This window comes from Methanoculleus receptaculi (assembly GCF_033472595.1).
In the GTDB taxonomy this organism is placed as follows: Archaea; Halobacteriota; Methanomicrobia; order Methanomicrobiales; family Methanoculleaceae; genus Methanoculleus; species Methanoculleus receptaculi.
In genome coordinates, this window is sequence record NZ_CP137642.1 from 981,530 (window position 1) to 998,264 (window position 16,735).

General features: G+C 59.5%; 24 protein-coding genes and 3 pseudogenes. 15 read left to right on the forward strand and 12 right to left on the reverse strand.

Annotated elements, in window-relative coordinates; all coding sequences use genetic code 11:
• Window positions 1–23: 23 nt before the first annotated feature.
• The gene (locus tag R6Y96_RS05155; protein ID WP_318622447.1) at window positions 24–551 is read right to left on the reverse strand and encodes a metal-dependent hydrolase; all 528 of its coding nucleotides are present in this window, start codon (window positions 549–551) and stop codon (window positions 24–26) included.
• A gap of 455 nt (window positions 552–1,006) precedes the next feature.
• Between R6Y96_RS05155 and R6Y96_RS05160 the strand changes: the two genes are divergently transcribed.
• The 6 genes and pseudogenes from R6Y96_RS05160 to R6Y96_RS05185 form a co-directional block, all read left to right on the forward strand.
• A complete protein-coding gene (locus R6Y96_RS05160) occupies window positions 1,007–1,237 on the forward strand; it encodes a hypothetical protein (RefSeq protein ID WP_214022693.1) in 231 nt (76 codons plus the stop codon).
• A 20-nt stretch (window positions 1,238–1,257) separates the two neighbouring features.
• Window positions 1,258–1,503 (forward strand): type II toxin-antitoxin system RelE family toxin, encoded by a 246-nt coding sequence (locus R6Y96_RS05165; RefSeq protein WP_318622448.1) that lies wholly within the window; start codon window positions 1,258–1,260, stop codon window positions 1,501–1,503.
• 40 nt (window positions 1,504–1,543) lie between these two features.
• On the forward strand, window positions 1,544–2,674 hold the full coding sequence (locus R6Y96_RS05170; RefSeq protein WP_318622449.1) for an RNA-guided endonuclease InsQ/TnpB family protein: 1,131 nt from the start codon (window positions 1,544–1,546) through the stop codon (window positions 2,672–2,674).
• A 469-nt stretch (window positions 2,675–3,143) separates the two neighbouring features.
• Window positions 3,144–3,353: pseudogene (locus R6Y96_RS05175) on the forward strand (transposase); the annotation flags it as partial.
• Window positions 3,354–3,370: 17 nt separating this feature from the next.
• Window positions 3,371–4,135 (forward strand): DUF1829 domain-containing protein, encoded by a 765-nt coding sequence (locus R6Y96_RS05180; protein ID WP_318622450.1) that lies wholly within the window; start codon window positions 3,371–3,373, stop codon window positions 4,133–4,135.
• Window positions 4,136–4,373: 238 nt separating this feature from the next.
• Window positions 4,374–4,637: pseudogene (locus R6Y96_RS05185) on the forward strand (DUF4143 domain-containing protein); the annotation flags it as partial.
• 483 nt (window positions 4,638–5,120) lie between these two features.
• On the opposite strand, the gene R6Y96_RS05190 reads toward R6Y96_RS05185, so the two are convergent.
• Both R6Y96_RS05190 and R6Y96_RS05195 read right to left on the reverse strand, forming a co-directional pair.
• Window positions 5,121–5,387 (reverse strand): GNAT family N-acetyltransferase, encoded by a 267-nt coding sequence (locus R6Y96_RS05190; protein ID WP_318622542.1) that lies wholly within the window; start codon window positions 5,385–5,387, stop codon window positions 5,121–5,123.
• Window positions 5,285–5,872, reverse strand: coding sequence for a glycosyltransferase (locus tag R6Y96_RS05195; RefSeq protein ID WP_318622451.1), 588 nt, complete (start codon window positions 5,870–5,872; stop codon window positions 5,285–5,287). Before R6Y96_RS05195 ends, R6Y96_RS05190 begins: the two co-directional genes overlap by 103 nt.
• Before the next feature lie 249 nt (window positions 5,873–6,121).
• Here R6Y96_RS05195 and R6Y96_RS05200 point away from each other — a divergent pair, with 249 nt between their 5' ends.
• From R6Y96_RS05200 to R6Y96_RS05225, 6 genes and pseudogenes are all read left to right on the forward strand, one after another.
• On the forward strand, window positions 6,122–6,505 hold the full coding sequence (locus tag R6Y96_RS05200) for a nucleotidyltransferase domain-containing protein (protein ID WP_292364485.1): 384 nt from the start codon (window positions 6,122–6,124) through the stop codon (window positions 6,503–6,505).
• A complete protein-coding gene (locus R6Y96_RS05205; RefSeq protein ID WP_318622452.1) occupies window positions 6,444–6,848 on the forward strand; it encodes a HEPN domain-containing protein in 405 nt (134 codons plus the stop codon). Before R6Y96_RS05200 ends, R6Y96_RS05205 begins: the two co-directional genes overlap by 62 nt.
• Before the next feature lie 166 nt (window positions 6,849–7,014).
• Window positions 7,015–7,215 (forward strand): type II toxin-antitoxin system HicB family antitoxin, encoded by a 201-nt coding sequence (locus tag R6Y96_RS05210; protein ID WP_404810328.1) that lies wholly within the window; start codon window positions 7,015–7,017, stop codon window positions 7,213–7,215.
• Window positions 7,212–7,436 (forward strand): type II toxin-antitoxin system HicA family toxin, encoded by a 225-nt coding sequence (locus R6Y96_RS05215; RefSeq protein ID WP_318622453.1) that lies wholly within the window; start codon window positions 7,212–7,214, stop codon window positions 7,434–7,436. The genes R6Y96_RS05210 and R6Y96_RS05215 overlap by 4 nt, the downstream gene beginning before the upstream one ends.
• A 247-nt stretch (window positions 7,437–7,683) precedes the next feature.
• Window positions 7,684–8,337: pseudogene (locus tag R6Y96_RS10395) on the forward strand (nucleotide sugar dehydrogenase); the annotation flags it as partial.
• 42 nt (window positions 8,338–8,379) lie between these two features.
• Window positions 8,380–8,739, forward strand: coding sequence for a UDP binding domain-containing protein (locus R6Y96_RS05225; RefSeq protein ID WP_318622454.1), 360 nt, complete (start codon window positions 8,380–8,382; stop codon window positions 8,737–8,739).
• Between the two features lie 1,010 nt (window positions 8,740–9,749).
• Here R6Y96_RS05225 and R6Y96_RS05230 read toward each other — a convergent pair.
• Window positions 9,750–10,112, reverse strand: a complete 363-nt coding sequence (locus tag R6Y96_RS05230) for a hypothetical protein (protein ID WP_318620123.1) — start codon at window positions 10,110–10,112, stop codon at window positions 9,750–9,752.
• 230 nt (window positions 10,113–10,342) lie between these two features.
• Window positions 10,343–10,597 (reverse strand): hypothetical protein, encoded by a 255-nt coding sequence (locus tag R6Y96_RS05235; protein ID WP_318620124.1) that lies wholly within the window; start codon window positions 10,595–10,597, stop codon window positions 10,343–10,345.
• Window positions 10,598–10,738: 141 nt separating this feature from the next.
• Between R6Y96_RS05235 and R6Y96_RS05240 the strand changes: the two genes are divergently transcribed.
• A complete protein-coding gene (locus tag R6Y96_RS05240; protein WP_318620126.1) occupies window positions 10,739–11,092 on the forward strand; it encodes a DUF4258 domain-containing protein in 354 nt (117 codons plus the stop codon).
• A complete protein-coding gene (locus R6Y96_RS05245) occupies window positions 11,089–11,334 on the forward strand; it encodes a type II toxin-antitoxin system MqsA family antitoxin (protein ID WP_214021974.1) in 246 nt (81 codons plus the stop codon). Before R6Y96_RS05240 ends, R6Y96_RS05245 begins: the two co-directional genes overlap by 4 nt.
• Before the next feature lie 465 nt (window positions 11,335–11,799).
• On the opposite strand, the gene R6Y96_RS05250 is transcribed toward R6Y96_RS05245, so the two are convergent.
• Window positions 11,800–12,345 (reverse strand): nucleotidyltransferase domain-containing protein, encoded by a 546-nt coding sequence (locus R6Y96_RS05250; RefSeq protein ID WP_318620129.1) that lies wholly within the window; start codon window positions 12,343–12,345, stop codon window positions 11,800–11,802.
• A gap of 53 nt (window positions 12,346–12,398) precedes the next feature.
• Between R6Y96_RS05250 and R6Y96_RS05255 the strand changes: the two genes are divergently transcribed.
• A complete protein-coding gene (locus tag R6Y96_RS05255; protein WP_404810308.1) occupies window positions 12,399–12,566 on the forward strand; it encodes a CxxC-x17-CxxC domain-containing protein in 168 nt (55 codons plus the stop codon).
• Window positions 12,567–12,607: 41 nt separating this feature from the next.
• On the opposite strand, the gene R6Y96_RS05260 is transcribed toward R6Y96_RS05255, so the two are convergent.
• The 6 genes from R6Y96_RS05260 to R6Y96_RS05285 form a co-directional block, all read right to left on the reverse strand.
• A complete protein-coding gene (locus R6Y96_RS05260; protein ID WP_318620132.1) occupies window positions 12,608–13,477 on the reverse strand; it encodes an ATP-binding protein in 870 nt (289 codons plus the stop codon).
• A complete protein-coding gene (locus R6Y96_RS05265; RefSeq protein WP_318620133.1) occupies window positions 13,474–14,316 on the reverse strand; it encodes an ATP-binding protein in 843 nt (280 codons plus the stop codon). The genes R6Y96_RS05260 and R6Y96_RS05265 overlap by 4 nt, the downstream gene beginning before the upstream one ends.
• 13 nt (window positions 14,317–14,329) lie before the next feature.
• Window positions 14,330–14,668, reverse strand: a complete 339-nt coding sequence (locus R6Y96_RS05270) for a NifB/NifX family molybdenum-iron cluster-binding protein (protein ID WP_318620135.1) — start codon at window positions 14,666–14,668, stop codon at window positions 14,330–14,332.
• 2 nt (window positions 14,669–14,670) lie between these two features.
• The gene (locus R6Y96_RS05275; RefSeq protein WP_318620136.1) at window positions 14,671–15,057 is read right to left on the reverse strand and encodes a NifB/NifX family molybdenum-iron cluster-binding protein; all 387 of its coding nucleotides are present in this window, start codon (window positions 15,055–15,057) and stop codon (window positions 14,671–14,673) included.
• A gap of 176 nt (window positions 15,058–15,233) precedes the next feature.
• A complete protein-coding gene (locus R6Y96_RS05280; RefSeq protein WP_404810309.1) occupies window positions 15,234–15,683 on the reverse strand; it encodes a DUF134 domain-containing protein in 450 nt (149 codons plus the stop codon).
• Window positions 15,677–15,865: a DUF5320 domain-containing protein gene (locus tag R6Y96_RS05285; protein WP_318620137.1), complete on the reverse strand. Its 189-nt coding sequence runs from the start codon at window positions 15,863–15,865 to the stop codon at window positions 15,677–15,679. The genes R6Y96_RS05280 and R6Y96_RS05285 overlap by 7 nt, the downstream gene beginning before the upstream one ends.
• Window positions 15,866–16,735 lie beyond the last annotated feature (870 nt).

Here is a 16,735-nt window from a genome sequence, read left to right on the forward strand (position 1 = left end):
CGGCCAGAAAGAGATCACCGCTCTCAACCACCCACCTTCCAGCCCTTCTTCTCCAATGCCCACCAGAACACCAGAGCACCGACCAGTGCTATGACCCCGACGACCAGGACTTCGGTATTCGCGACCCCATACCAGTCCCGGGTGTACTCAAACGCCCCGATACCGTAGTGCTGGTTTGAGAGCGGCCAGAAGAACGCGTAGCCCCCTTCATATACCAGGGCGTCCTCGAAGAGGTGCGCTCCAAACCCTGCGGCGGCAAAGAAGAACGAGTCCACGAGCCTGACCCCGACCGGGTGGAGCAGGAGCGCCACAATGACCGCATACGCCAGCATGACCGCAACGTTGTGGAAGTATCCGTGCCTGATGGGGCTCCCATGCACCATGACCGTGATCCCGATACGCTGCAGCAGGCCGTCCGCGACGATATCGAGATCCGGCAGATACGCGCTCGCGACAACGAGCCAGGCGTGATCCCTCCCGGTATACCTCCGGTAGAGCGTGCCAAGGACGATAGCGATCGCCGTAGAGTAGACCAGGTGTTCGAGGAGCATTATTTCCTGTGCTGTTGTCCTCTCATCCTCTCACTCCCGCCATTGGCCATTCTCGATCAAACCCTATTTTGCGAACACTCAGTATATACCACTTTTTATATCGCAGGGGGGGTGAAGGGGGCAAAGCGGGAAGTAAATCAGAGGCATCCTGGGTATTTCTCATAATGTTGAACGCCCGCGTTCTGGTCGCGAGCCCACACTGCGGACAGGAGTGGACACGGTCAGAGAGCGTCTTTTTGACGGTCATCAGATCTGGAACACTGCGGAATCGCCGGCCGGGAGAAGAACGAGCGTCCCCTGGTGAGTTTCATCAAGGGGAGGCATCGCCGACCCTGTTCCCCTCAGGGAGACGTGATGAACCGCAGGCTCGGGGCAGGAGCACAGCACGAGTGGCACTTTTATTCATTGTGGCAAATATGCAAATTAATAAATACCATCCCTATCTACAGACATGTATGTCTTCCGCCACACGCGATATCGGCAGCCAGATCAAGCGCATTCCTGTGAAAGAACCCACCTGGAGAGACCTGCACGATCTCAAAGAGGCAGGGGAGAGTTACGACGATCTTCTGTCCCGGATGATCCGGCGAGAGCGGGACTATCGCGACTGGAAGATGATCGTCGAGATCGAGGAGAGCGGTGAGTTCGTAGCCTTCGACCCGGACGAGATCCTACAGGATGACTGAGGTATCGGAAGCGGGAAAGCGTGTTTGCCATTCTGATCGAGAGAAGGGCACGGGAGTTCTTGAAGGGGCTCCCCCCCAAAACCCGGCGTATCGTCGTTGAAAAGATCCAGGAACTCGCGGAGAACCCATTTCCGGGAGACCGAGACAAGGAAAAACTTGAGTATCCCCATCCCCCTGCCATCTACCGCCTCCATATCAGCAGATCCTTCACCGATCAAACAGGCAGGAAGCCCACCCCTTTAGGGGTGGGTGGAATACCGTCATAAGCACCTATTTATACCTAAAGAACCAGGGATTCTCTACATCATGCTACTTACAATAAAGGTGAAGTTGCTGACGTCGCAGGAACAACACGACGATCTCCTGAAAACAATGGAGCGATTCAACGAAGCCTGTAACTACATCTCCGACGTAGCATGGTCGAACCGAACGTTTGGGAAGATCAGACTCCAGAAGATCCTCTACTACGAGGTTCGGGAGAGATTCGGTCTTTCTGCTCAGATGGTCGTCCGAGCGGTCAGCAAAGTCTCCGAGAGTTACAAGATCGACCGGTCTGTGAAACATACCTTCAAGTCTCATGGGGCTGTCGCCTACGACCATCGGAACCTGACGATTAAAGGTGCAGATCGGGTATCGATCCTAACACTCAATGGTCGGACACTGGTTCCAATGGTGTATGGGGATTACCGACCCCTCGATCAAACCCGGATCAGAGGACAGGCGGATCTCATCTACTTTGATGGGGTCTTCTACCTGATGCTGGTCGTCGACATCCCGGAAGAGAAGCAGATTGAGAACCCCGACGGCATCCTCGGCGTGGATCTGGGGGTCACCAATCTGGCAACCACAAACGATGGAGTCCAGTTCTCCGGCGAGAAGTGCGAGGCTGTGCGGAAACGATACTCGGCACTCAAGGCGCGACTTCAATCCGTTGGGACCTGGGATGCGAAAAAGCATCTGAAGCGGATCTCAAGAAGAGAGAGGAGATTCAAGAAAGACACGAATCATTGTATCTCAAAGCAGATCGTTGAAACGGCACAAGGCACGAACCGGGCGATTGCCCTTGAAGACCTGAAAGGGATTCAACCCGGTAGCACGGTTTCTAAGCCATTACGGTCTGCTCTCGGCAAATGGGCGTTCTATGAGTTGGCATCGTTCATCCAGTACAAGGCACAACTCCTTGGTGTTCCGGTGGTGTTTGTTGACCCCCGCTATACTTCGCAGCAATGTTCAGTCTGCGGTTTTGTCAGCAAAGAGAACCGGAAGTCGCAGTCTGAGTTTGTCTGTCTGGAGTGCGGTCATTCGGAGAACGCTGATATCAATGCCGCCAAAAATATTGCACTCAGGGCTGCCGTCAACCAGCCTATTGCACTCCACTCCTCGAATCAAGTAGAGGAGAGATGGAAGGGCAAGCCCACCCCTTTAGGGGGTGGGTAGTTGACTGTCTTTTACATCATAGAGCCTGAGGAGAACGTCGTTGAGATCGAGAAGATCATGACGATCGAGAAAGCCCATAAGGATTATTCGCGCAGGTAGCCTCCTCCCCAGGCACAGGTGTCTCGTCCTTCCTTTCGCCGGGGGATTCGGGGCTGCAGTCCGTAGTTCACTTGACTCCGATACTCAGAGACCTAATCCATAAGTCATCATCAAGGTGCTTCCTGGTGTCACTCCGGAGCCCGGCAATCTCTTCTTTCGTCTCTCTCGCGACCTGGGCTCTGGTCCTGCTTGTCCGGCCACAGGTCTAATTTCGTATCCATGCTTTGGAGTATATCCACAGCGTAATATCTCCTCCTGGAGGTTTTCTCCCCGGATGATCTCAAAGGTGGCGTAGTCTCCTGTGGCTTCTTCCCACCTGATGTTGAACGATTTGGTAACGTAACGAAAGTTCTGTAAAATTGAATTGGCCATGGATCCCTTACCGTTAATCGAAGATTATCTTTCCGATCAGGAGAATGGCATGAAGACCCAGGTGATGCTCGCAGAGGCCCTCCAGCAGGCAGGAGCCGCCCAGTACGAACGCACCGATGCGCGGAAAGCGCATCGGAACGGCTACAAGGACCGATCCCTCAAGACCCGATACGGGGAGACAGTCCTCCGGAAACCCCAGTTCCGCGAATTTCAGAAGGGCATCCAATGATCGATGAGATCCAGAGCCTGGTGGACGAATACGCCCGTTGGCTCAAGGAAAAGACTCTAATAAGGCAGGTGGACGAGTGGGTGGAGATCACAACACCCTACCTCGACCGGCACAACGACTATCTCCAGATCTACGCCCGGCGCCGGAACGGCGACTATGTTCTCACCGATGCTGGATACATCCTCCAGGATCTGGAGTTGTCCGGTTGCAGACTTGATACTCCGAAGAGAAAGTCTCTGTTGATGATGACGCTCAACGGGTTTGGCGTGAAACTGAGCGGAGATAGGCTCGAAGTGCAGACATCTGCTGCAAACTTCGCACCCAGCAAACACAACCTGATACAGGCGATGCTCGCTGTCAATGATCTCTTTGGACTTGCAACACCGATGACAGCGAGCCTGTTCTACGAAGATGTGGTCGCCTGGCTTGAGGAGCACAAGATCCGGTACGCAGCCAACGTCAAATTCACCGGCCAGAGTGGGTTCGACCACCTCTTTGACTTCATCATCCCCAAGTCCTATAGCCAGCCGGAACGAATCATCAAGACAATCAGCAGCCCAAACAGAGATACGGCCCAGGCGGTTGCGTTCGCCTGGATTGATATAAAGGACGTCCGCCCTCCTGATTCAAAAGCCTATGCCATCCTGAACGATATTGACCGCCCGGTCCCGGGAAATGTTCTGGATGCGCTGAAGAACTATAACGTGAAGCCGGTCTTATGGAGTGACCGGGAAGCTGTTGCTGGAGAGTTAGCAGCATGAGTCCCGCACTCTCATCTTCGGTGAGATCGGGGCGCCAACGGGTGACTTTGCTCTTCTGTCACCACCCCTTCTTTTGCGACTCCATAGTTCTCATCCCTGCGAACTACTAACCAACTACTAATGTGTGTGAAATTAGTATTTAGTGTACCCTCTCTTTAAGGAGATGATGCAATTTCAACAAAGTGAACTACCCCGCGCCTCTCGGGCGGGGTAGTTCACCCGGGGCAAAGAGTCCAACCTCTACTTCTGGCGGGACAAACACGGGCATGAAATCGACTGCATCATCGAGTATCAGGGGTGGGATCCCGTCCCGGTCGAGATCAAGTCGGGCAGAACGGCAAGTGCCGACTTCTTTGACGAGATCACGTACTGGAACGGGCTCTCCGGCAACACCCCGGATCGATCGTTCGTGGTCTATGGGGGCGACCGGTCCCAGCGCCGGGCAACAGGGCAGCTGATCGGGTACCGGGATCTGGAGCCGATCGTTCCGTACCTGGAGTGATAGGCACCCCACCAGATCGCTCTTTACCCCCCGGTTCCATACCTTCTCCTATGCCCGACGACCGGGAGATCATCAGGGTGGCCATCCGAAAGGCACGCGAACTCGGGGCGGCGGGCCGCGACCTACATCTTCCCGCGCCTGATCGCCATCACCGAAGGGGATCGGTTGTGAGTGCTCCAAACCCATTTGTGTGTATCAAAACCGCGATCCTACACACAAAATATCTTGCGATTACCGGGATATACACAAACACGTCATGGAAGCGGTTGTGGGTCATCTGCGATCCACAACAATATTTTTGGGGTCACAAAATGTATTTTCATGTCCCACAAAACCCATTGTGGGACACCGGTGGGAGACAACGGCCGGATCCGGGCGGCGGCATGAGCACGGGAACAGGGCCGACTGAAAGGGAACCGTATTCAACCCCTGGAAAACAGAGATGTATCATGGACGAAGAGACGGACAGGATGTTTGCGTATGTCAGGGCGGCGGTTCCGGGATCGGGAGCGCACGGATTCGAGCATACCGAGAGGGTGCGGATATGCGGATCCTCATCCCGGCCGCCCGCATCTCCTCATCCATCCGGGAGAGGAGCAAGCCCGAGAGGTTTTTGCCCCGGAACGCCTGGTGCACGGCGAAATCGGTCATCTCGACGTTCTCGTCCTCGCGGTAGATCTCCGCCGAGGAGGCCGCGGCAAGCCGGCCGTCTTCGGTGCGGACGATGAAGTAACGGTAGTCCCCGGCCATCGTCGCCCGCAGGTAGCCGGGATCGGCGATGGGAAACGGGTAGGTTGCAAAGACCTCGCCGTAAAGCGCGGCAAGGTCGTCGGCGTCGTCTTCCGCCGCAGGCGCACACGTCCAGCCCGGCGGCAGGACGACCGGGCGGGCATCGCTCCGGGCTTGATCTCGCCCCTGAGCCGGGAGCCGAGGGCCATGTCGGCGCCGGCGTCGAGCCGGGCGAGGAGTTTGGGGATCTCCAGGAAGTCGTAGGTGTTGTCCGCATCCCCGATGACGATATACCGTCCCCGGGCGCACGCGAGCCCCGCTTCTCCGGTCTGACGACCGTAGCCCCGAGGTCGCGGGCGATCGCCGCCGTCCGGTCGTCGGAGGAGTCGGCGATGATGATCTCGCCCTCGATCGGCAAACACTCTCTGGATCTTTCTGATGCACTCGCCGATGGTCGCTTCTTCGTTGAGCGCGGGAAGGACGACGGAGAGAGCGGGGGCGTTCATTTTCTGGAATAGTATCGGGCTCTTGGGGTATGGAGTGTATCGATTGGCGTGCGGGGTTCGGGGGCCAGCGTCCTTCGTCTTCCGGTAGCTTTCGACCGATGCTGTGGATCCATCATGAAAATGATAATCTCCGGCTATAACTCCCCGCGAAGAGCGTTTGAGAGAGACATGAGCGGGAGACAGGCCGCGCCCGTTCCATAAGAGTGGTCGTTCGATACCTTTATCGCGCCAACGGGGCGATCAATCAGTATGGCTGCCCCCGGCACCGCACGTGAGCACAAACTGCGACTTAAAACCGAGCTGGAGAGGTTCGTCGACCGCTGGAGCCGGGACCCCTCGATCAGGAAGATAATTCTCTTCGGTTCGGCTGCCCGGGGCGATGTCCGTTGCGACAGCGATCTCGATCTCGTCGTTGTTCAGGAGACAGATAAGAAGTTTTTATCACGTCTTGAGCCGTTTTATCGCGATGCTCGTATCGCCATGGATATTCTGGTGTATACCCCGGATGAGTTCGCTGCCATGCAGGAAGGGATTTTTCTTAAGAATGCGTTACAGGACGGTGTTGTACTCTATGAAGCAGGAGCCCGAAAAAGAAGGAACCCGATGGCTGAAACAGGCAGAACGCGACCTTGACGATGCAGAGTATGCTTTTGCCGGCGAGAGGTACAACCTGACCTGCTTCCTGGCCCAGCAGGCTGCAGAGAAGGCCATCAAGGCATACCTCTATCTCTCCGGAGAGGAGAGAGTGCTCGGCCATTCCGTCGCGGACCTCCTTAACAGGGCCTCCTCACTCAACAGCGCCTTCGGCACCATCTCGCGGGCAAGGACACTCGACCTCTATTATATCCCAACCCGCTATCCGAACGGGATTCCGGGAGGCCTGCCGTACGAGGCGTTCGATCGGGAGGAAGGCGAGAAGGCCCTGGCTCTCGCTACCTCCGTCATCGACCTCGTCAAGGAGATGTTCTCGGGCTAGTGCCGTGCCGGGCGGTGCTGGGATATGGATCGGCAGCCCGGAGTTGCGCCCTTAGTCCCGTGGCCTCGTGCAGGAGACGATCCACGGAACCCCTATATAGTGTCATAGATAACTCTCCAGTGGAGGGGATCAACTGTCAGATACTCGTCTCCGCTACACGGTCCTTATGGAGCAGAATGAGGAGGGAGGGTATACCGTAACGGTGCCGTCCCTCCCGGGGTGCATCAGCGAGGGGTCTACCTGGGAAGAGGCGCTGGCACACATCGAGGAGGCGATCGCGGGGTATATCGAGGTAGCCAGGAAACTCGGCAAACCCATTCCGGTTGAAGTATCCGTACCCCTGAATACAAGCAACGCGGGGACATGAAACTCCCGAGAACCACCGGGGAGACGGTGGTCGGTGCTCTCAAGAGAGCCGGTTTTGAGGTGGTTGGCATCCGGGGCAGCCATCACTATCTCTATCATGCGCAACGTGACGTCATCGTCACCGTTCCCGTGCACTCTAAAAAGATCCTTGCGCCAAAGACGCTTCAGGCGATTCTTTTCCAGTCCGGGATCACCGTCGACGAGTTCCGGGCGCTCCTGTAGCACGTCGTTGTCATTCATCTTCGGGGTAGCGTTACGCACCTTTGAAAATGCGGCAGAGCCCTCTCTCCAACCGGATATCTTTAACCATCCCAAAGCCCAATTCTGACGTAACGAACCGGAGGATTACAGGAAGATGCGGATAACTGTCGTCGGCGGGGGCTACGTCGGCCTGGTCACGGGGGCCTGCTTCGCCTAACTCGAGCACACCGTCGACATCGTCGAGATCGATGCGGGGAAGGCGGCGGCGATCAACGCCAGACGCGCTCCGATCCACGAGCGGGGGCTCGATGCGCTCCTCGAGCGGCATGCCGGCAAGCGGCTCTTCGCGGGGACGGATTATGATCCGGTCTCCGGCGCGGATCTCTCGTTTGTCTGCGTCGGCACCCCGCCGGGAGCGCCGATCTCTCGATGGTCGTCGCCGCAAGCCGGTCGATCGGGGAGGCCCTTTGCAGCGGGAACGGCTCGCACACCGTCGTGGTGAAGAGCACCGTACCGCCGGGGACGACCGCGGGCCTCGTCGTGCCCGCGACGAGATCGGGTTTGCGATGAACCCGGAGTTTCTCCGCGAGGGTCTTGCGGTCGAGGACTTCCTGCACCCGGACCGGATCGTGATCGGGAGCAGGGACGGCCGCTCCGGGGACGCCGTCGCCGCCGCCTACCAGGGGATTTCGGCCCCGGTGGTACGGTGCGGGCTCACCGCCGCGGAGATGATCAAGTACGCCTCGAACGCCCTCCTCGCGACGAAGATCTCGTTTGCAAACGAGGTGGGAAACGTCTGCAAACGCCTCGGGATCGATGTCTACGAGGTGATGGAGGGCGTCGGGATGGACCACCGGGTCTCGCCGCCGGCGCCGGGTTCGGGGGGAGCTGCTTCCCAAAAGACGTCGCGGCCCTCGTCAGCCTCGCGGAAGGACTCGGGGAAGAGCCCGCACTCCTCCGGTCGGTGCTCGACGTCAACGACAGCCAGCCGCTGCGCATGGTGCGGCTGCTCGAGGAGAAGATCGGCGATCTTTCGGGGAAGCGGGTCGCCGTCCTCGGCCTCGCCTTCAAGGATAACACCGACGACATCCGGGAGTCCCGGGCGATCCCGGTCGCCGCCTACGACCCGCTTGCCGTACCTTCAATGCGACAGGTCTTTCCCGGGATCGGCTACGCCGCCTCGGTCGCCGACGCCTGCCTGGTGATGACGGAGTGGCCGGAGTTCTCCGCCCTCAACGGGGAGTTCGACCTGATGAGGTCCCGGGTCGTCATCGAGGGGCGCCGGATCCTCTCCTGTGACGGCAAAGAGGGGATCTGCTGGTGAGCGGGAGAGGTATTATGAGACGGCGCCACCCATCGTCGGATACTTCTCCAGAATCATTCCTCCTCCAGGTTCCGTGAATCGATCCGGTGTTCGTCGCATCGTGTAAGCGGTGATGACTCGAGCCCGGGCCAGTGCTTCGCCATTCCCGCAAGGCCACACCCTCCGGAGAGCGGAACCTATCCCGAAAACGGTACGGCTCTGATCGAGTTTGTTCTAAAAGCCCCTGCTGGGAGGGGGGACACCCGCCCCTGCCCCCCGGGCATCGATTAACCCGAGCCTCGCGGGGGAGGGCATCCTCATACCGCCCGGTTACGGGCATGTGGCCGTCAAACGGTAGGGGGAAATCCATCCATGTAGCGGTCATGTCCGAATCTCCGGCGCTTACCGGTCACCTTAAGTGATTGTTGACTATAAAGTAGTATACTTAAGAATCAACATCTCTTCGTAGACCGGGCAGGTGAACTGCAGTTCCTTACCGATCGGTATCGTTCACCGGTTCCGGAGTGCCTGATCCTGTACGGGCGGCGACGCGTGGGAAAGACAACGCTTCTTGCCCGATTCCTGCAGACGGTCCCGGGGTTTTACTTCCTGGCCTCAGAGCATGCCTTCTGGCAGGGTAATAAAAGAACAGCCTATACATGTTCTCATATTACGCGCAAATGGGTTTGCCTTTGATGTTGAGGGCGATGAAGCGGATCGGTTCATGGTAACTCTTGCGAGTCTGGATGCCGAGGGCAATGCCACATATACCCGGGAAGAGGTCGAAGAATGGATCCGCAAAAATACAAGGAGATTGGACGGCCTCATTTAGTGCCGGCCGAGGAGTTCCAGTGCCTTCTGATTCTTCTTGATGGAGGCTTCTAAGGACCACCTTTCCATGACGGTCAATCCCATGCTGGTGGACCCCCTCATCCGGACACTCCGATATCGGTTATTCGTTGTATGAGATGTTGTCATCGTATTACACCTTCACGAGAACAACATATAACCTCTTGTAGTATTTCAGTGAGCTACCCCGCGCCTCTCGGGCGGGGTAGTTCACATCCTGTTTCCGTGATCTGCACGAGGCCTTCCCGTTTCCAGGTGCATTCCTCTTCCATGAGACGCTGGCCGAGGCCATCTTCGATCTCTGCCAGGACAAAGGTGAGCACGGTCGCAGTGCCCTGGAGAATGCGTGAAATGTTGTTCTTCCTCCGTATGCCGCCCATCGGGATACATTTGATGAACTCATCGGCGGGGGAGGCGTTCGGCGGGATAAAGGGGCGGACCACGCTTGCAAGTTTTGTATGGCTTTTGTCCGAGAGTGCGGCATAGATCTCATCGCGGTCCTTGGCGGTGATCCGGGGCGTATCCCCGAGAGCCTGCCTGATCATACGGCTTCTCCAGTTCTTGCAGGCGTTTCACGACGGCCTCGTCCGCAATGACGGATTGAGTGGGTATTTCCGCACCCTCCCCTCCCGCTTCATTACAATTATGCCTATCTCAGCAAGAGTGGAGAAATTGCCTCGTACGGTTCAAATTCGTCCGGATCTCCGATGTGCTTCTTCGATGGACATGATGTGGGTGATATAGACGAGGTCGTCGTCCGGATCGATATTGTAGATCACCGTGAACGAACGTGCAATACGCGGTTCCGGACGATCGGGTCGATGGTTTCGCCGTCGCGGGTGGTGTACCCGACGCACCCGAAGGGGTTTTCGTTGATGACGCCCTCGACGAGGGTGTTAAACGACGTTACGGTGGCGATCGGGGTCGTGAGTTCCCGGACCGCCGTCTTGTTCACGGTCTTCTGCACGAAGTCTGCAATGGGTTTTTTCTCCTTTTTGCCTGCCAGGCTTCCCGGGAATATGACAGACAACTATAGGGGTGGACAGGAGGGGATATCAGCCTGACATTATCGGGGAATAGGGAGCGGAGATCGGGCGAAAAAAGGCCACAAAATAAGTGCAGGCCATGGGGTCGGCCCTCATAGCAGGTTGCCAGCAGGGAATGTTTTTGTGTGCGGGGGAGAGAAGTGATTCACAAAGGAAGAAGAGACGTGAATCGCAGCAGAACCAGGATCGTCGGGTTGGTAGATCAAGATTCGGTCATCATCTCCTATCATGCCCGGGTCAGAATGTTTGGGCGTAACATCTCCACCGACGACCTTTTTTTAGCGATCAGGACCGGTGAAATTATCGAATCATATCCTGATGACGAGCCCTGTCCCTCAGCACTCATGCTCGGCTTTATAGGTGACCACGCGTATCATGTAGTACTCGGGATCTGCGATGACCATCTCAGGGTCATCACCGCCTACATGCCGGATGACGAACACTGGATCGATGCGCGAACAAGGAGAGAGAAGAAATGATTCCAGAGAGATGTACCCTCTGTAAAGGAACCCTGCAGGAAGGAAAGACCGAGTTCATGGCACGGGTGGGGGATGAGATCATTGTCATCAGGGACGTCCCGGCATACGTCTGCGATCGGTGCGGCGAGGCATACTACAGCGCGGAAGTTTCCCGGAAGATCGATGCCGTGATGAGAGAGTTCCATAGCGGCAGGCTTTGCTGCCGGCCTCTCGCGGCGGGCGAGGTTGAACTCATGGGATGAGGCCCGGGAGGCCCGGTGGCTTTCTGACCAGACGCGCAACGCTCCGCCCATTTTTCCTGCACATAATCCTTACGGTCAGGCTTTTTCTCTCGGACGTCCCACTGTCCTCCAGGAGGGCTACCTTGATGACCGAGGAGAAGACCACCCGGGAGCTCGGTTTTACGAGACGAACCGGGACGTGAAGTGGATCTGTAAGACGCTCGCGCGAATGGAGGTGCGCTTGAGGATTTTGAGACCCGGCTCCGGGCGCTGGAGCGGCGGGTCTCGACGATCAGCGCCGGGGTGGTGGCGGTGAGGAGGGAAGTAAGCATGGATCTCTTCACCACCCTGGGGAGTAATTGTACAGATACTCAGTACAATGGGAAGTTCATACGTTAGGGGTTGAGCACCACCAAGTCACAGTGTAGGTAGGCACGACCAGTTCTCTTCGCATTAAGATAGGTATATAATTATACTCCCGCCATCTCATAGCGCAGCCCCTGTAACAAGAATGTGGTTTTGCAGGACGCTCGTGACAAACGGGTCGCCCTCCTCTTTCATCCGCTCCCACCGGTAGTAGGGGACGACCGTCAACTGCACCTCTCGATCGGTCTCCGCCTCCAGTACCGCCACCCGGTTGTGATCGACCTGGCTCTCGTCGCCGATGACCAGGATGTCGATGTCACTCTGCTCATCAAAGGTTCCCGCCGCGGTGCTTCCGTAGACTGCGACCGCGATGCTTTCGGGCGCGAGCTCCTCGATGCCAGCCCGGGCAAGGAGGAGGGTCATGCAGGCCCGCTTCAACTCCCGGGCGGCAAAGGAGTCGTTGTCGAGGGAGAGGATCCGGGCCGTGCCGAGGCGCGTGGCGGTGAGCAACCCGTCGCGCTCGAAGGCATCGGCATACGCTTTGACGCTTCCCGGACTGACCCCGATCTCCCGGGCGAGTTTATTGATGTGGATCTCGCCTGTCGGGTGGGTGAGGAACCAGGCGAGGACCCGGAACCCGACGAACTTCTCGAACTCCCCGAACATACAATATATTGAATGATAGTTCAATATAGTGAACTACCCCGCCCGAGAGGCGCGTGGTAGTTCACAAGGGAGGAAACAGGAACTTCGGCGGCCCCCGCGAAATGACTAAGGCCATCTGTTCGGACTGCGGAAAGGAGTGCGAGGTTCCCTTCAAGCCGACCGAAGGCAGACCTGTCTACTGCCAGGACTGCCTCCCGAAACACAGAAAACCCCGGTTCTGAAACCGGGGATAAACCCTCTTTTCCCCCCACGCGCCGCTGGCTCAGGAGAGACCGAGTTCGGCAAAAAGGGTGTTCCGGAGCGCCCGAATGGCGGCCGCTGCCGGGGAGGCGCCCCGGGTCACGGGGCGGCCGTTCCGGACGGCATCGATCACCAGGGGATCGAACGGTATCTCTCCCGCCACAACGATCTCCTCTCTCCTGCAGTAGTCCTCGATCCTGGCGCATATATCCTCCGCAAGGTCGAACCGGTTGATCGCGGCGAATATCCTGACGTCGAACCGACGGCAGACCGTCACCAGTCGCTCGAGGTCGTGGAGCGCCGAGACACCCGGCTCCGTGACGATGAGAACCGCATCCACGCCGCCGATCGTCGCGATCAGCGGGCAGCCTATCCCCGGCGGGCCGTCGGCGAGCAGCAGGTCGGCGCCGTCCGCGAGGCTCGTCGCCCGCTTCCTCACCTCGGTGACGAGCAGCCCCGAGTTCCCGGAGCCCGGGAAGAGCCTGGCGTGGGCGAGGCTGCCGCGGTCTGTCACCGATGTGTAGATCTCGCCGGTGGGGCGGGGCTCCATCCGGGCCGCACCCGTGGGGCAGACGTAGGCGCAGACAGCGCAGCCCTCGCAGTGCAGAGGGTCAACCTCCCAGGCATCGTTTCGGCGCACGATTGCCCCGAACCGGCAGTGGTCGGCGCAGATGCCGCAGTCGCGGCAGACGGCCGGGTCGATCCGGGCCGCTTCGAGCCCCAGGAACTCTTCCGTCGTGATCTGCCGGGGTTCGAAGAGGAGTTCCAGGTTCGCGGCGTCGACGTCGCAGTCGGCGAGGACCTGCGGCACCCCGCTGATATCTGCAAGCGCGGCCGCCACCATCGTCTTTCCGGTGCCGCCCTTGCCGCTGACGACGGCGAGCCGGATCACGCGACCACCCCCCCGATCCCATCAAAGAGTGCCAGGAACCGTTCCTCCCACCCCGGAAGGTCGCGGCATATGAGCCCGCCCCGGTTCTGGACGGCGGCGATCTCGCGGGAGAACGGGATGGTCATGAGGACGGGGAGGCCGCGGTCCCGACAGAAGTCGAGGGTCTCCTTGTCCTGGCCGTCGCTGCGGTTGATCACGACGCCGGCGCCGATGCCGATCCGCTCCACCACCTCGGCCGCGAGGCGGAGGTCGTGCAGTCCAAACGGTGTCGATTCCGTCACCAGGATGCAGGCATCGCTCCCCTCAATGGTCTCGATCACAGGGCAGGCCGTCCCGGGTGAGGCGTCATACAGGGTGAGCGGGTGCGCCTTTGAGAGCGCCTTTGCCGCCCTGATGACCGCCGGGGCCTGCACCTCGCCCTCGTTCAAGACGCCGCTCACCAGGGTGAGGCGGGGGATCGGGCTGGAGCACGCGACACGGCCGATTGTGCGCGGGATCTCCTCGATCGCTCCCTGCGGGCAGACAAGGGTGCAGCCCCCGCAGGAGTGGCAGAGTTCCGGGAAGACGAGGACGCGGTCTTTTAAGACGGAGAGCGCCCCGAACCGGCAGAACTTCCCGCACTCACCGCAGAGGGTGCAGCGGTCGGGATCGATCTTTGGGATCGGGGTCGTCACCGGCACGTCTGTCGCCGGCGCCGGGAAGAAGAGGTGGAGGTTCGGCTCCTCGACATCGCAGTCGACGAGCGCGACCTCGCGGGAGAGGGCAAGCGTGAAGCCGAGGTTTGCCGCCACGGTGCTCTTCCCGGTGCCACCCTTGCCGCTTGCAATCGCGATCTTCATGCTGGGTTCCACTTCAAAGGGGGATCGGCTGGAGGTTTCCGGCGGTATACTCCGCAAGTGCATCGGCCACGCTGCCGGTTCCGCGGTAGGCGTAGGCCTTGATCCCCCCCATTCCAAGCGCCCGGGCGGCGTTCCCGCCGACCTGGCCGGTTATGACCACCGTTGCGCCGTGCTCCGAAAACATCTGGACGGCCCGGGGGCCGACCCCGCCGGCAGCGTCGACGAGGGGATTCTCAACCGATTCGGCCTTTCCCGTCTCCGTGTCGACGAAGACGAAGTAAGGCGCCCGGCCGAACCGCTGTTCGACCGGGGCGGACGTGCTTGGTGCACGCGCTGTTATGCCAACTATCATGGTTATACGCTCATCTGGTGTTCTTTGCTCATATGGCCGTCGTCCTCGTGGTGGCAGGAACTCTTGCCCGGTGAGAGACGGCCTGCGATGTAGTCCTGTGCGACGTAGTCAACGTTTCCGCCGATGCCGATGAGAACGTCGATGCCGTTCTCCGAAAAGATCTCGATGGCCCGGGGGCCCATGCCGCCGGCGATGACCAGGCTGACGCCGTGCTCTGCGAGGAATACCGGGAGCCGCCCGGGTTCGTGGCCGGGGTTCGGGAGATCGTCTCTGCGATATATGATCGAGTCCTCGACGTCAAATATTGCGTAGCTCTGGCAGTGCCCGAAGTGTTCGGAGACACTGTTTCCGTCCTGTGCAATCGCTATCCTCGTGATATCTCTTTTCATATAATACACATATGCGCGGAAGAAAGTAAAACCACCCATCGTGACACCCGGAACCGGTGCCGGCCGCGCTCTGCGCTATGGGGAACGCCGCAGTGGGGGGCGGCCGGTGGGCTTTGGGTAGTTCACGATTGATCCGGCGGGGCTTCATGCTCTCGATGAGCGTTTGCCCTTACCGGTCACCGCGGCGGCTGATCGGAGAAGTCCCCGTCCTCCGGGCATCCTCCCTCCCGCGGACGGTTGCACCCGGCGATCCGGATTGTCTTGCCGTGCACAAGGGCGTCGGCGACCTTTTCCCGCGCCTGATGGAGGTCGCGCCAGAGGGTCTTTCGGGAGACGCCGAGGACAGCGGCGGCCTCCTCCTGCTCAAGCCCCTGGAGGTCGACGAGACGCAGCGCCTCTACCTCTTCGGGGAGGATGACGACAAACTCGCTGCCGCTGCCGCAGAGAGGGCCGAAACACCGGAACGCCCCCTGGTTTCTGATCCTCCGGGGGGCACGGGGCCGGCCGCGCTGGCGGCGCCGGCCGCAACCCCCACCGGGTTCTCTCTCGTTCATGCTGCCGATCCTGGAATAGAAGTCGGTCTTTCGTGCAGATAGTGCCTTCGCTCCGGCAGGGGTCGTTACCACCGGCGGCCGCCGCGGCGGAAACCGCGGCCGCAGCCCCACGGGATGCCGCCCCGGCCGACGCCGCGAAGCACCGGCGCGGAACCTTCTTTCTCCTCCGGTTCAAGCGGCAGAACACACCGCCCCCGGCGGCCGCCGGTCATAGGGCCGCGGCCGAGAGGGCCTGTTCGATCCAATCCTGGCATGGTTGTATCACCTCACTTTGTACTCATATGTGTAAAAATACATAAATGTATCGAATGGTGCTGCTCTGCTCTGCAGCCGGAGGTCATAAGACCGGTAGCCGTCCCCCCCCCCGGTTTGATAACGTCTCTCTGGAGGGATGGACGCTGGAAGGACGTTCCCGGTGACACGATGAGACAGGGGCGGAAGGAGGCGCGGAACGCGCCGGGAGGCGGGGGTTGATCGACTGCTCGCATGGAAAGACGTCTTCAGTGACAACGTCGAGACAGGGGCGGGGGATGTTCCATCCCCCTCCCCTGCGAGCCCCTCCCCCACGGGGGCGATTGTCCGTCGATAGGGTGCCGGGGGGATGAGCATCAACCACCGTCTCGGTGGATCAATCATCAAGATCCTGTTTCCCACTGTAGCACGGCTATCCGGGGCTATCGCCAGACACTCGCCCGCCCCCCTCGAGGGGGCGGGAGGAGGCGCGGAACGCGCCGGGAGGTGGGGGTTGATCTACGTAAACCGTTCAACGGGTGACACGCCGCGACAGGGGCGGGGGATGTTCCATCCCCCTCCCCGTCAGCCCCTCCCCGGGGGGGTGATTCCCTGTAGATACAGCGCCACGGGAGAGATCTCCTTTAGCTGGTTTCAGGCGAGAAACTCACCAAAGTTCCTGCTCCCCCGGACACGGCCACCGAGCCAATCGCCATTTACTGCCCGCCCCCTGGAGGGGGCGGGAGGAGGCCGCGGTAGCGGCCGGGCGGTGGGGGTTGATCGACGTAAACCGTTCCCGCTGACACGTCGAGACAGGGGAGGGGGATGTTCCACCCCCCCTCCCCGTCAGCCCCTCCCCCACGGGGGCGATTCCCCATGGATACAGTGTCGGG

Excerpts from the sequence above, each read along its gene's own strand:
- R6Y96_RS05155 (WP_318622447.1), bottom strand. The coding sequence starts at position 551 with ATGCTCCTCGAACACCTGGTCTACTCTACGGCGATCGCTATCGTCCTT.
- R6Y96_RS05160 (WP_214022693.1), top strand. The coding sequence starts at position 1,007 with ATGTCTTCCGCCACACGCGATATCGGCAGCCAGATCAAGCGCATTCCT.
- R6Y96_RS05170 (WP_318622449.1), top strand. The coding sequence starts at position 1,544 with ATGCTACTTACAATAAAGGTGAAGTTGCTGACGTCGCAGGAACAACAC.
- R6Y96_RS05180 (WP_318622450.1), top strand. The coding sequence starts at position 3,371 with ATGATCGATGAGATCCAGAGCCTGGTGGACGAATACGCCCGTTGGCTC.
- R6Y96_RS05190 (WP_318622542.1), bottom strand. The coding sequence starts at position 5,387 with ATGGCCGGGGACTACCGTTACTTCATCGTCCGCACCGAAGACGGCCGG.
- R6Y96_RS05195 (WP_318622451.1), bottom strand. The coding sequence starts at position 5,872 with ATGAACGCCCCCGCTCTCTCCGTCGTCCTTCCCGCGCTCAACGAAGAA.
- R6Y96_RS05200 (WP_292364485.1), top strand. The coding sequence starts at position 6,122 with ATGGCTGCCCCCGGCACCGCACGTGAGCACAAACTGCGACTTAAAACC.
- R6Y96_RS05205 (WP_318622452.1), top strand. The coding sequence starts at position 6,444 with ATGAAGCAGGAGCCCGAAAAAGAAGGAACCCGATGGCTGAAACAGGCA.
- R6Y96_RS05210 (WP_404810328.1), top strand. The coding sequence starts at position 7,015 with ATGGAGCAGAATGAGGAGGGAGGGTATACCGTAACGGTGCCGTCCCTC.
- R6Y96_RS05215 (WP_318622453.1), top strand. The coding sequence starts at position 7,212 with ATGAAACTCCCGAGAACCACCGGGGAGACGGTGGTCGGTGCTCTCAAG.
- R6Y96_RS05230 (WP_318620123.1), bottom strand. The coding sequence starts at position 10,112 with ATGATCAGGCAGGCTCTCGGGGATACGCCCCGGATCACCGCCAAGGAC.
- R6Y96_RS05245 (WP_214021974.1), top strand. The coding sequence starts at position 11,089 with ATGATTCCAGAGAGATGTACCCTCTGTAAAGGAACCCTGCAGGAAGGA.
- R6Y96_RS05250 (WP_318620129.1), bottom strand. The coding sequence starts at position 12,345 with ATGTTCGGGGAGTTCGAGAAGTTCGTCGGGTTCCGGGTCCTCGCCTGG.
- R6Y96_RS05265 (WP_318620133.1), bottom strand. The coding sequence starts at position 14,316 with ATGAAGATCGCGATTGCAAGCGGCAAGGGTGGCACCGGGAAGAGCACC.
- R6Y96_RS05270 (WP_318620135.1), bottom strand. The coding sequence starts at position 14,668 with ATGATAGTTGGCATAACAGCGCGTGCACCAAGCACGTCCGCCCCGGTC.
- R6Y96_RS05275 (WP_318620136.1), bottom strand. The coding sequence starts at position 15,057 with ATGAAAAGAGATATCACGAGGATAGCGATTGCACAGGACGGAAACAGT.
- R6Y96_RS05285 (WP_318620137.1), bottom strand. The coding sequence starts at position 15,865 with ATGCCAGGATTGGATCGAACAGGCCCTCTCGGCCGCGGCCCTATGACC.